Origin of the sequence: Pustulibacterium marinum (genome assembly GCF_900116665.1) — a bacterium.
In the GTDB taxonomy this organism is placed as follows: Bacteria; Bacteroidota; Bacteroidia; order Flavobacteriales; family Flavobacteriaceae; genus Pustulibacterium; species Pustulibacterium marinum.
Window position 1 is genome coordinate 25,243 of the sequence record NZ_FPBK01000011.1, and the last position, 13,762, is coordinate 39,004.

General features: G+C 35.5%; 9 protein-coding genes and 1 other RNA gene. 3 read left to right on the plus strand and 7 right to left on the minus strand.

Translation table 11 applies throughout. The features are described 5' to 3' along the window. Window positions 1–37 precede the first annotated feature (37 nt). Window positions 38–3,268, plus strand: a complete 3,231-nt coding sequence (locus tag BM383_RS13580) for a SusC/RagA family TonB-linked outer membrane protein (protein WP_245766589.1) — start codon at window positions 38–40, stop codon at window positions 3,266–3,268. A gap of 3 nt (window positions 3,269–3,271) precedes the next feature. Continuing rightward, window positions 3,272–5,248, plus strand: coding sequence for a RagB/SusD family nutrient uptake outer membrane protein (locus tag BM383_RS13585; protein WP_093025692.1), 1,977 nt, complete (start codon window positions 3,272–3,274; stop codon window positions 5,246–5,248). 170 nt (window positions 5,249–5,418) lie between these two features. Here the strand turns inward: BM383_RS13585 and BM383_RS13590 are convergent, their stop codons facing one another. Continuing rightward, window positions 5,419–6,666: a site-specific integrase gene (locus BM383_RS13590; protein WP_093025693.1), complete on the minus strand. Its 1,248-nt coding sequence runs from the start codon at window positions 6,664–6,666 to the stop codon at window positions 5,419–5,421. Between the two features lie 264 nt (window positions 6,667–6,930). Continuing rightward, window positions 6,931–7,332, minus strand: a transfer-messenger RNA (tmRNA) gene (ssrA, locus tag BM383_RS13595). A 229-nt stretch (window positions 7,333–7,561) separates the two neighbouring features. On the opposite strand from ssrA, the gene BM383_RS13600 reads away from it, so the two are divergent. Then, on the plus strand, window positions 7,562–8,776 hold the full coding sequence (locus BM383_RS13600; protein ID WP_093025694.1) for an NAD(P)-dependent oxidoreductase: 1,215 nt from the start codon (window positions 7,562–7,564) through the stop codon (window positions 8,774–8,776). Between the two features lie 70 nt (window positions 8,777–8,846). Here the strand turns inward: BM383_RS13600 and BM383_RS13605 are convergent, their stop codons facing one another. The 5 genes from BM383_RS13605 to BM383_RS13625 form a co-directional block, all read right to left on the minus strand. Next, window positions 8,847–10,760 (minus strand): redoxin domain-containing protein, encoded by a 1,914-nt coding sequence (locus BM383_RS13605; protein WP_093025695.1) that lies wholly within the window; start codon window positions 10,758–10,760, stop codon window positions 8,847–8,849. Window positions 10,761–10,853: 93 nt separating this feature from the next. After that, window positions 10,854–11,498, minus strand: coding sequence for a DUF1361 domain-containing protein (locus BM383_RS13610; RefSeq protein WP_093025696.1), 645 nt, complete (start codon window positions 11,496–11,498; stop codon window positions 10,854–10,856). A 2-nt stretch (window positions 11,499–11,500) separates the two neighbouring features. Beyond that, window positions 11,501–12,037 carry a Coq4 family protein gene (locus BM383_RS13615; RefSeq protein ID WP_143106422.1) on the minus strand — a complete coding sequence of 179 codons (537 nt, stop codon included), beginning with the start codon at window positions 12,035–12,037 and terminating at the stop codon, window positions 11,501–11,503. Window positions 12,038–12,050: 13 nt separating this feature from the next. Beyond that, window positions 12,051–13,415, minus strand: coding sequence for a DUF4153 domain-containing protein (locus BM383_RS13620; RefSeq protein WP_093025697.1), 1,365 nt, complete (start codon window positions 13,413–13,415; stop codon window positions 12,051–12,053). A gap of 50 nt (window positions 13,416–13,465) precedes the next feature. Beyond that, the gene (locus tag BM383_RS13625; protein WP_093025698.1) at window positions 13,466–13,759 is read right to left on the minus strand and encodes a winged helix-turn-helix domain-containing protein; all 294 of its coding nucleotides are present in this window, start codon (window positions 13,757–13,759) and stop codon (window positions 13,466–13,468) included. Between the last annotated feature and the right edge of the window lie 3 nt (window positions 13,760–13,762).

Genomic DNA, 13,762 nt, shown 5'->3' on the forward strand with positions numbered 1-13,762 from the left:
CGTTTTAGTCGTCCATTAGCTAACTAAATATTTAATTATGAATTTACAAATCAAGTACGAACGTTTATTACTAAGCTGTTTGCAAAGATATTTGCTGTTCAGTTTGGTAATGTTTTTTGCAGGTGGTCTCTGTCATTCGGCTTTTGCTCAAGATCAAGAAATCACCCTAACTGGAACAGTAATAGCAGAAGGAGACAAGATTCCTTTAATGGGAGCTTCGGTGGTAGAAAAGAATACTTCTAACGGTACAGCAACTGATTTTGATGGAAATTTTACCTTAAAAGTAACCAGTGCAAATGCTGTTTTGATTGTTTCTTACGTAGGTTTTAAAACAAAAGAAGTCCCTTTAGACGGTCAAACAACCATTCAGGTGAATCTTCAAGAAGATAATTTGCTAGAAGAAGTTGTGGTTGTTGGTTACGGAACACAAAAGAAAGTGAATTTAACAGGTGCTGTTGGCTCTGTAGATTCTGAAGTTTTTGAATCAAGGCCGGTACAAACAGCAGCAGATATGCTCCAAGGAACTATAGGAGGTTTAAACATTACATCTACTGGTGGTAGTTTAGAAAACAGAGCAAGTATCAACATTCGTGGTGTGGCTACCATTGGTGCAGGTTCAACCGGCGGGCCGTTGGTTTTGATAGATGGTATGGAAGGGGATATCAATGCTATTAACCCGCAAGATATTGAAAGTGTATCGGTTCTTAAAGATGCTGCCGCTTCTTCTATTTATGGTTCAAGAGCTCCGTTTGGTGTTATTTTGATTACTACTAAAAAAGGTGTTAAAGGTATTCCTGCCGTAAATTATAGCAATAGTTTCAGGATTTCATCGCCTATTAATATGCCCGATATGATGGATTCGTATTCATTTGCTTTATTCTTTAACGATGCAAACATTAATGGGGGAGCCAGTCCGTTTTTCAATGATGAGTGGTTGCAAAGAATTCAAGATTATCAAAGTGGTCAATTAACAGCTACAACCATTGTAAACCCAAACAATCCTCAGCGTTGGATGGATGGATATGCTGGCGGAAATGCCAATGTAGACTGGTACGATGCTTTGTACCGAGACAGTTCTTTTTCTCAAGAGCACAATATGAGTGTTCGTGGTGGAGGAGAAGCGATTACATATTATTTTTCAGGAAACTATTTAGATCAAAAAGGGTTAATGCAATTTAATAGAGATTTGTTTAAAAGATATACCACCACTATTAAATTAGATGCTAAGCTAACAGATTGGGCCAAAGTAAACGTAAGTACCCGTTTTGTACGTGAAGATTTTGGAAGACCTTCTGCATTAAACGATGGTTTTTTTCAGGATTTAGCTCGTCAGGGATGGCCAACATTACCTATTTATGATCCTAATGGATTCATGTATTCGTCACCTTCACCTGCATTAGGCATTAGAGATGGAGGTAGAGATGAATCTCAAAAAGATTGGTTATATCAGCAAATTCAATTAGTGCTGAACCCCATAGAAGGTTGGGAGATTTTTGGAAACTTTAATTACCGAACTCAGAATGATTTTAGACATTGGGATGTATTGCAAACCTATAATCATGATGTTGACGGAAACCCTTATCTATACAATTTAAATTCAAACGTACACGAATACGCTTATAGAGAAAACTACTTTACTACAAACCTTTACACAAAGTATAGCAAAACGTTTAACGAAAAACACAATGCTGAAATTATGGTGGGGATGCAATCAGAACTTAATAAGTATCGCAATATCACTGCCGAAAGAGCAGGAGTAATCATAGCTTCTTCTCCAGTGTTAGATCTTACTTCAGGAACTGATAGTAACGGAAACATTGTAGCACCTTATGTTGCAGGGCAATATCAAAACTGGGCTACACAAGGTTTCTTTGGTCGTTTGAATTATGATTATGACGGAAAATATTTATTAGAAGTAAATGCTCGATACGATGGAACATCCAGGTTTAGAGATGATTTACGTTGGAAAATGTTTCCTTCTTTCTCTCTAGGGTGGAATATTGCTAACGAAGATTTTTGGTCTAATATTTCAGAAGATGTAAACATGTTGAAATTGAGAGGATCTTGGGGAGAATTAGGAAATCAAAATACCCAAAATTGGTATCCAACGTATGTAACTATGCCTGTTGGGACGGCCAATGGTAGTTGGTTGATTAATGGTGCACAGCCAAACACTTCAAATGCACCAGGATTGGTAAGCCAAAGTATGACGTGGGAGCGTATTCAATCTTTTAACTTAGGGGTAGATTTTTCAGCATTTGATAATAAACTAACAGCAAGTTTTGACTGGTTTAACAGAAAAACTTTAGATATGGTTGGTCCGGCTCCAGAACTTCCTGCAATTTTAGGAGTAGGCGTACCAGATACCAATAATACCGATTTAGAAACTTATGGATTTGAGTTTACAGCTTCTTGGAAACAGCGCTTTGAAAGTGGTTTTGGTTACCAAATTCAGCTAACATTATCAGACTCTCAAACAAAAATCACACGTTATCCTAATTTAACGGGAGATTTAGGAACATACAGACAAGGGCAAATGATGGGGGAAATTTGGGGATATGAAACTATTGGTATAGCACAATCTGACGAGCAAATGCAATCTCATTTAGAAAGTTTGCCAAACGGAGGACAAGATGCCTTAGGTAATCAATGGGCTGCAGGAGATATTATGTATCGTGATTTAAATGGCGATGGCAGAATTGATAGTGGAGCTTATACAGAAGGCGATGCGGGCGACATGAGAAAAATAGGAAACAATACACCAAGATTTCCATTTTCATTTACTTTGAGTGCCGATTACAAAGGTTTTGATGTCAGAGCTTTTTTCCAAGGAATTATGAAAAGAGATTACTGGCAAGGTAGCTACTATTTTTGGGGAGCTTCTTCTTCCGGAATTTGGTGGTCAACTGGTTTTGAACAGCACAGAGATTATTTTAGACCAGATGCAGATCATCCACTTGGTCAAAATTTAGATTCTTATTATCCAAGACCGGTATTCAGTGGTAAAAACCATCAGACACAAACCAGATATCTTCAAGATGCTTCTTACATGCGTCTCAAGAATTTACAAATCGGATATACATTACCATCTAGTGTTACAGAAAAGCTAAAAATGACCAAATTACGTTTGTATGTTTCTGGCGAAAATTTATGGACTCTTACTAATTTGAGTGAAATTTTTGATCCTGAAACTATTGACAGTGGGTATGGAGGAAACGTATATCCTATTTCTAGAACCATTGCTTTTGGACTTAACTTAAACTACTAAAAAATGAAAAATACGAATAAACTACATATAGTACTCGTCAGCCTACTAATGTTGATGAGTTGTACCGAAGATTATTTAGACAGACCACCTTTATCTTCTGTAACTCCTGAAGAATATCTGCAAGAAGAATCACAATTGGCCGCTTATTCTGTAGAAATGTATGGGATGCTACCTTCGCATGCAAATTGGAGTTTTGGTACTTTTGGGATTGATGCCGACACAGATAACATGGCAGACATGAGTTACAATAACCGGTTTGTACCAGGGCAATGGCGAGTGCCACAAAGTGGAGGTAACTGGAGTTTTAGTAATATTTACCGTTGTAATTATTTTTTAAATGCCGTAGTTCCTAGATGGGAAAACAACGAGATCATAGGTAACAGTGCTATGATTGAACATTACATTGGTGAGATGTACTTTTTCAGAGCATTTGAATACTTTAATAAGGTAATGGCCTTTGGCGATTTTCCTATTGTAGAAGAAGTGCTTCCGGATGATTTATCCATTCTTACCGAAGCAAGTCAAAGAATGCCTCAAACAGAAGTGGTTCGTTTTATCTTGGAAGATTTGGATAGAGCAATAGAACTGTTACAAACGTCGTCTCCAGACGGAAGTAAAAACAGATTGTCAAGAGATTGTGCACTGTTGTTTAAATCGAGAGTAGCATTGTATGAAGGGACTTGGTTAAAGTATTTTCAAAACACGGCGTTTGTTCCCAATGGTCCGGGATGGCCTGGGGCGGAAAAATCATATAATCAAGGATATATGTATCCTTCAGGCGATATCAATAGCGAAATTAATTGGTTGTTAGATCAGGCTATGGAAGCTTCAGAAGAAGTAGCCAGTGCACACTCCTTAATCGCAAACAATGGAGTATTACAACAGTCTTTGACCGATGCTAACAATCAGTATTTTGATATGTTTAGCGATGTTGATATGAGTGGATATGATGAAGTACTTTTGTGGAGAGATTATGACAGAGGTTTGGGGGTTACTCATAATGTACCGGTATATGCTCAATTAGGGAATAATGGAGTAGGATTAACCAAAGGAATGGTAGATTCTTTTTTAATGAGCAATGGGTTACCAATTTATGCATCAGGATCAGGTTATCAGGGAGATGATTATATTAGTGATGTGCGTGAGAATAGAGATGGAAGACTGTGGTTGTTTCTAAAAGAGCCAGATCAAGTTAATGTTCTATACGAAGCTTCAGAAGGTGACCATGCTACACCAATAGAGCCAATTCCAGATATTACCAATTCTAATCCAGAACAAGGATATTCTACCGGATATACAATACGCAAGGGACTTTCGTATGATCAAGCACAAACTGTTAATGGAGGTGGAGCCACAGGTTCAATTGTTTTCAGAGCAGTAGAGGCATATTTAAATTATATGGAAGCTAGTTATGAAAGAACAGGAGGAATTAATGGTACGGCCGCTCAATATTGGCATGCAATAAGACAAAGAGCCATGGTAAATATAGATTATCAGGCTACCATTTCTGCTACAAATATGAATATAGAAGGTCAAGGAGATTGGGGAGCATATTCCGGAGGAACTTTAATTGCTCCAACTTTATACAACATTAGAAGAGAACGTAGAAATGAATTAATGGCTGAAGGACTTCGTTACATGGATCTCAAAAGATGGCGCGCTATGGATCAAATGGTTAATGACCCTTACCATATTGAAGGTTTTAAATTGTGGGGACCAATGCAAGATTGGTATGATGATCTCACCTACGGAACGGGAACTTCAAATGTATCAGCCCCTTCAACCAGCGAATATTTACGTCCATATGAAAAAACAGGAAATGAACTGGTTTACAACGGATATCGTTGGAACATGGCTCATTATTTAGAACCAATAGCAATACAACATTTCTTAATTACATCAGAAGGTAATAATGTAGATAGTTCACCTATTTATCAAAACCCCAATTGGCCAACAACGGCTAATCAAGGGCCTCAATAAGATACCTTTAAAGTTTTGTTTTTTTAGCCTGATGTTTCAACAGCATCAGGCTTTTTTAATTCTTTTTAATGGTATACTCACAACGTTTTACACCGGCAAGTAATCGTACCTAATTCAAATGGATAGTAGGTTTATAAAATATTTTATAACTTTATCGTAAATAGCTAGTTTTACTTCTTTTTATCTTTCTTTTGTTCACTTTCCGGATGTAATTTAGCTCGTAACATACTCATATCATCACTGATTTTACGATCTACTATTTTGGCATAGTGTTGCGTAGTTCGTAAGGATTTATGCCCCAACATGCGACTTACAGATTCAATAGGAACGCCATTAGAAAGCGTGACAGTTGTGGCAAAGGTGTGACGTGCTAAGTGTGTGGTTAGGTTCTTCTTAATGCCACAGAGTTCAGCTATTTCTTTAAGAAACGCATTGGACTTCTGGTTACTTAATACCGGTAAAATATAAGGACCTCGTTTGACTTCTGGATGATCCTGATATTTCTTTAAAATTTCCATAGCCATGGGAAGTAAAGGAATGCTACTTACCGAATCCGTTTTGGTTCGTTTGGTTTTAATCCATTGGTAACCGTCAATTCCTTTAATGATATCATCAGTGGTTAACTTCTTCACATCAGCATAAGCCAAACCGGTATAACAGGAAAATAGAAACATATCGCGTACAATGCGTAAACGATCAAAATGCAAGTCTTTTTCATACAAGATCACGATTTCTTCTTGTGTTAGAAATTCTCTTTCTACGGGTTTGAATTGGGCTTTGTAATTGTAGAAGGGATCTCTTTCCATCCAACCATTGGCCAATGCTATTCGAATAATTTTTTTAAAGTTATTGATGTATTTAAGCGTAGAGTTGTGGTTACACTTGCGTACCGTTTTTAAATAATACTCTAACTTATTGATGAATTGATAATCAATGTCATTCAATCGATAATCATCATTTTTGTATTCTTCTTTGATAAAGGCTTCTAAATGGCTGTAACAAGTCCAATAGCGGCTTGCTGTAGAAGCACTGATGTCTTTGTCTACCAAGGTGTCCATTCGTTTGTTATGTTCCTCGAAAACGGCTAATAACAATTTAGATTTGATATTGGAACCTCCTCTAAGGTCATACATGAAGTTTTTTACGGTTACTTCAGTATCTGAATCAATATAGGATTGATGGATTCTGTTGAGTTTGTGTTTTAAATTAGAGATATGGTCGTTAATCTCTTTGGCATCACGATTGTTGCCATTGACTTTTTCGCTATTGGCATTCCATAGCTTGGGATCAATTCTACGGGAGATACTATACTCTGCTCTTTGTCCATTAACAACCAATCTAAGGATAATGGGAACAAAACCAGCTTTATTTTTCTTAGCTAATTTTAAATAAAAGTGTACATGATAATCCGTCTTCATAAGCATTTACATTAAAAAGTTATATAAGAATTTGATCTAAAATTGAAAAAATCAACTCAATAATCAAAATGCTTTAACATTTGTAAAATGCTGTAAAACAACGTTTTTAGTGCTTTAGCGACACCCCCTTTGGTGGGTATCAGGGGGGTATCCATATAGGTGTCGCTAAATATGATTTTATTTGCTATTTTATGACACCTATAAAAATGAAAAACCCTGTAAATCATACGATTACAGGGTTTTTAAAGTTGTTTGGAGTATAAAAAGTGGAGTCGGAGAGAATCGAACTCTCGTCCAAACAAGCAACCAAAATGCTTTCTACATGCTTAGTCTTCGTTTAATTGTCGACGCGCAACTGACCGAAAACCGCCCACTACACGCTTAGCTTCTGAGAGATTTGAAACTTCACCGAAGCAAGATCCGTTTCTATGTTGACTTTTATGGTGCCTCAAAAAAGATCGCCGTCAACAAGGGCTATCCAGAGACATCCAGCCTTTCCGCCTTGCGGAAACGTGGCGTTAATCCTACTATAAATTCAGATTACGCAGCTAGAGCGTAGTTATTCTCGCCATTTAAAATGGTTGGAATAGAGATTTACGAGCATTACTTCCATAGCTCGGCATGCTTACACCTCAATTAGACTCGCTGTCAAAACCAGTCGACCCCATTAAAGTTTTGTAAAAGAACTTCCTTTTATATAAAAGGGTAGCAAATGTATTGTAAATAATAGATATGATGAAATATCCAATACTAAAATTTTGTTAGAGGTATCAACTTAAGGCTAATTTATGATGATAACTATTGAAAAGGCTATGTTTATTGGATTCTGTCAATTTAAAAATTGCAAACCAATCACATTCCAGTTAAATTTGTAGTAATACCTAAAACCAATCATATGAAATTTGGAATCATTAGAGAACGAAAAAATCCACCCGATAGAAGAGTGGTATTGTCACCAGAAGCTTGTGAAGTTTTATTAAAGAAATTTCCAAAAGCTTCTATTGCTGTTGAACGTTCTCCTATTCGAGTTTTTTTGGAAGATGCTTATGAAAAGGCTCGTTGTTCAATTACTGATGATGTTTCTGATTGTGATGTATTACTTGGAGTGAAAGAAGTCCCAATGGAAGCATTGATTCCAAATAAAAAATATTTTTTCTTTTCGCACACCATTAAAAAACAGCCTTATAATAGAGGTTTGTTACAAACAATTTTGGAGAAAAATATAGAATTGTATGACCATGAAGTGATTACCAAAGAAAATGGTCAACGTTTGGTAGCCTTTGGTAGATATGCCGGAATTGTTGGCGCCTATAACGGTTTTAGAACAGTTGGATTAAAATATAGAGCGTTTGATTTACCAAAAGCTGAAAGTTTACCAAATCAAAAAGGGCTGATTTCAGAATTGAATCATATCAAATCAAAATTACCTCAAAACCTGAAGATTTTATTAACCGGAAAAGGAAGAGTAGGGAATGGCGCAAAGGAAATGCTCGATGCTATGGAACTAAAAAAAGTTACGGTGAATGAGTATTTGCACCATACTTTTGAAGAACCTGTATATTGTCAAATAGATGTTTTGGAATACAACAAACGCAAAGATGGGCAGCATTTAGGAAGAACAGATTTCTACCAACATCCGGAAGCGTATGAATCCAATTTTATGCGTTTTGCCAAAGTAACGGACTTTTACATTGCCGGCCATTTCTTTGGAGATGGTGCGCCGTATTTGTTCACCAGAGAAGATGCCAAAAATGAAAAGTTCAAGATCAAAGTAGTGGCCGATGTAAGTTGTGATATTGACGGACCTGTTGCTTGTACCATAAAACCTTCTACCATTGCAGATCCTATTTACGGATACGATCCTGAGACAGAATCAGAAACTGATTTTATGGATGAAAAAGCTATTGCAGTGATGGCGGTAGATAATTTACCTTGTGAATTACCTGCAGATGCTAGTGAAGGTTTTGGAGAGATGTTTGTAAAATACGTGATTCCTGCTTTTTTCAATAATGATAAAAATGGCGTTTTAGAAAGAGCCAGAATGACGCAAAATGGAAAACTTACTGAGCGATACGCGTATTTACAAGATTTTGTAGACGGCAAAGAATAAAATCAATCAAAAATATAAAAGAAAGGAGTAGCAGAAAAGCTACTCCTTTTTTATGAAAAGAGCTGTTTTTTTAAGACTTTGATAAGTCAATCATCATATCAATTTCTTTCACTAAGGCATCGTTGTTGCCGCTATAACCTACTTTGGTGAAATTCCAGGTACCATCAGGACCAATGATTATTTTAGTAGGAATTCCGGTTATCCCAAAAGAGTTGGCCGTATTGTATTTTCCTGATTCCTCATCATGCTGATCAATACCCACATGGAAACTGTAATTGTTTTTTTCAATAAAATCAGCTACACTTTGGTTTCTATCTTTACCATTTTCAAAAGTATCTACAAAGATAAAGGCTACGTCTGGGTTGTCTTTGTATTTGGTCACAGCTGTTTGCATACCAGGGAAAGAAGCCCTACACGGCCCGCACCAAGTTGCCCAAAAATCTAAAACAACAGTTTTTCCTTTAAGACTTTTAAGGTCTATCTTATTTCCTTCTAAATCATTGAAAGCAAAATCGGGCGATTTTTTGTTGATCATTTCAGATTTTAAGTCGTTTAGCATTTTTTGTTTTGCTAAATCTTCTAAACCAGCCAAAGTAGTTTCAAAGTCTTTTTCATTGCTATTAACTTCCTTGTAGGCCGTATGGTAATATTCTTTTGTTTTTGCTGTAGCTTTTCCCTCTTTAATTGCAATTTCTGCTTGTTCTTTTGCTTTTTCAAATTGCTTGTCAGCTACTAAAAACTGAACATAACGCTCGTTAATTTCGGGTGATTGATCACCTTCTACTGCCTTTTTTTGATATTCAATAGCTGTTTTAAGATCGCCTAATTTATAATTAATTAGTCCATAGGTATCAGCATACATCGCGTACGTAGATGACAAGGATTCCTTGTATTGTTTAGGAGAATAATAATAATACGTGTCTGCTTTAGGACTGTTCATAGACGTGGTTAAAAGTGCTAAAGATTTTTTTGACATCTCTTTTGCTTTTTCCAACTCTTCACCTTTTTCTGCTAATGCCCAAGCTTTTGAATTTAGTACTCGTGCATAAGTATCTGGTGTCATTTTTTTATAATAATAATTTGCTTTTTCAGTGTCGCCTTCTTTCTCATAAGCGTTAGCCAAGCTTTGTAAAAAGAAATTGGTATAATTAAGATTTGAATGAGATCCCATAGTTGCTAAATAATCATCAACAACTTTTGACTTTCCATCTAAATCTTTTGCTTCCATAAAATCTTTGTAGAATAACTCACTTGATGCTAAACTTTGTGGATATTTTTTTGCAATGATTGGGTTTATAGAATCTAATTTATCTTCTTGTTTATTGATTTCATAGAACAAAGCAAGCTTGGCTATTTCTTTTTCATTCAACTCATTTTTCTCTTCATAATATTTTATTCGCTCTAATAAATAGGCATTATAGCTAGCTTTGTCTTTATTTTTTAATTGTCTTAGATAAATGTTATCAAAACTACTTTCTAGTGTTTTATCAGTTTTAAAATCTTCATCCATCAAAGCTAATACGGAATCGGTTTCTTTTTTAAGGTCAAAGTGTTTGTTGGAAGTATTGAAATGATAAAATGCTCCTTTGGAAGCTTTAGAACCTTTTACAAGTTTGTTTTCATCATTGTATAGCGGAATTATAAATCCTTCTCCTTTATTATTATCAACCTTTTCATTTGCTTTAATACTGATAGCAACTAAAGTGGCAGAATCGGGAATAGCGATGGAGGCTTTCCATTGATCTTCTGTTTGTTTAAAATCGAGATCTTCGGTGTAATATTTATTGTTTACATAGTATTGATAAATACTTTCTAAGATAGTAATACTATCAGCCAGATAGCTTAACTCAATTGTTTCTCCAGGAATGGGCATTGCTTTAGAAATATGCAAGGCACCAAAGTCTTTTCCGGTTTTTGCTTCTTTTTCTTCTTGACAAGACAAGAGTGTAGCTGTGGCTGCAACAGCAATCATAAGTTTTTTCATCTAATTCGTTTTTGATTCGATATTAAATATACGAAAATACTTATTATTTTGAAGTTTTATATTGAAATAAAAAATTAAGGAGTAGCAGAAAAGCTACTCCTTTTTTGGTTGTACAGAATTGTACAACAGGACATAACAAAAGATGAACAATCCCCCGAACCCTACGGTCACGCCCCAGGCAAGTTGATGTGTATGTGGTTGTATAATGATGCGTAGAATATCTTTGATAAGTGCTAACGGATGCTGCAAAATATCCCAACTGTTCCATCGTAAAAATCTACCCAAGTAAATGCCAAAGCCACTAGCAAAGCTGATAATCCATGTGATAATATTGATAAATCTTTTGGATAAGTAAGCTTGCAAATAGTATTGAATTTGTATCAAAGAAAATATTCCGGCTAGGAAGCCACTCAAAGCAAAGAAGCCAATAGAAAAAGCATCTAACCAAAAGAAAGTACTGCTTTTATGAAGATGGATAAAATCTGTAATAATGTAGGGTGCATTTGGCAAAAATAATAGCCAACCGATGAGCGACATGGGTAATGAGAATTTTTTCAATTTAAAGTAGGTAATCACATTACTTATTATCAACGGAACATACGCTAAAAATAGATTCCAGATTAGAAAAAGTAAAAAAACCGATTGAGATTGTTTGACGCGTATCAACAATAATAAAAATGCAATAGCTCCGGTAGCGCCAATGACCAAATGTATCGGGTTTAAAATTCTTTTCACCATGTTTAAATCGTATTTAGAGCAGGTACAGTTTTATAGCTTTGCTTCAATTCTTGTAATTTGGTGTGTTGAATTGCTTCTATTTCTTTACTAAAAATAGCCGATCTAAAGAAGTCATAATCCAGCTTCAATAAGTGTTTGTATTCAAATTGGTGAAAGGTGTTGGCTTCTTTTCCTATGTGATAGGATAACTGGTAATACTTGTAAAACTCAGGTAAAATCAATGCTCCTAAGATGATGGCGCCGTACATATACATACTTTTTTTACCGTTACCCATGCACAAAAATTGCAGTGCAATTTCGTCTTCCACTTCCGTTCCAAACTGTGTGAGTACATGATAGGCATCATGGCGCTCTACTTTCGAAATCAATTCAAATCCATTTCGGTTTAAAAAATCACCTAAATGATATCCAAAAGAGTTGCTAGGATAGGCAAGAAGCATTTCGGTTGAAATTCCCCATGGGATGTGTTTTCTTTTAAAAAATCGGGTATAGATGCGTTGCGAATGTTCAAACATCCAAATAACAAGTTTTCTTCTCATAGCAATTTTGTTTTTATTTTGAATAGATGAAATTGTCCAAGCTGTACGATTGCCAATCTCTGGTTTCTAGATTGGTTTGGTAGTTATAGTAGCGTTTATGAAGCTTTTTACTATAATCATTTCCTGTTCTTTGTTTAACATATTCCTTGTTTTCCCAAAGAATAACACTGTTGTCTTCCGGCAAGGTTAATAGGTATTCTATATTCAAATTCGGCGCGTGTTTGATGTTGTAAACAGTGACTAATTTTCCATAAGGAACTAGCGAAAGCACTACAAAAAATACAAATCCGAAGCTGAATGTTTTTCGAACTACAAACCAAATAGGTTGTTGAGTTTTTACTTTTCTAAACGTATTGTACAAACCTGCAATCACTAGCGTTAAATACACAAAAACACCAATGCGTTTATAGGTAAGGCCGTGTACCGAAACATAGAGCCAGTCTTTGTAAAGTGTGCTTACAACCAATAGAATATTTAGAAAAATCCATCCATAGGTGATTTTCTTCAGGGTTGAATTTTCTTGGTAGAAATTCAGATCGCCTCTAAAATAAATACTAATGATAATCACAGCTAAAATGATAGAAGTAATCAAGGTATTAATACCGCTATGTACATTTTGAGAAAAGGATTGTAAGGCTTCCGAATTTTGATATAACAAGACATCACTAATAAGAAATAGAAACAGCATCACATTCAGAATTCCAATTAAAATACTAGCTTGAAGCTGTTCGTTTTTTAGTTTTTTCTGATGTGTTTCTTCTTCAATGGTTTCTGATGCAAGCAGTGGTAACTGAGTTTGTAGCTCTAACTTTTCTATTTCATCTTTTAAAAATGGATGTTGAATTGCTTTGAAAAAAATGAAACCCAAAAGCGCCATGAACAGAAATCCAAAACTGATAAAACTTAAATCGATTTGATCTATCCAATCACTAAAAATAGGATTCGAACTTTTATAAAGCATTAAAAAAATAAGTACTACAGGAATGATGATAATGGCCGAGATAAACCAGAACTTCGCATTACTTTCTTGTGTTTCACCTTTTTCCTTTGGCTGACTCCATTGCTGAAAGGCTCCAAAAATACTGGTTAAAAACCCTTGAAAAATGGCCAAGTAAACTGAAAGTTTTGTGCTGTGTTGTATGCCTATAAAAGTAAGTGTGGTTAAAAAGAGCACTACCAAAGAAGACGCAGACGGGTTGATAGCCACAGAAATAGCAGTTATTACAGTTGCAACGGCATAACTCTTAGCAACTTTTGTAATGAGATTGCTGTGATATAATAGTATTCCAATAAACAATAGTGCATTGATTCCCATAGTTTGTGAATGGAACAAATAACTAAAGAGTAAAGCAGCGCAGATGAGGATAAATTTTTTCATGATGAATTATTTAAAGTACTTTGAATTTCAAAGTGTTTGATTAAAATTTTTTAAGTTCCTTTGATCAATTTTTCTAACGCATCTATATGTTTCTGAAATTCAGCTCTTCCCAAAGTTGTAACTAAATAGCGAGTATTAGGTTTACGCCCAACAAATTGTTTCTGAACTTCAATAAATTCGGCTTTTTCCAACGCTTTTAAATGACTCGCCAAATTACCGTCGGTGGCTTCCAGCAATTCTTTCAGCATAGTGAATTCTGCATATTCATTCACCATCAGAATCGACATAATGCCAAGTCTTATTCTGTGATCAAAAGCTTTATTTATGTTATTGATAATTCCCAAATC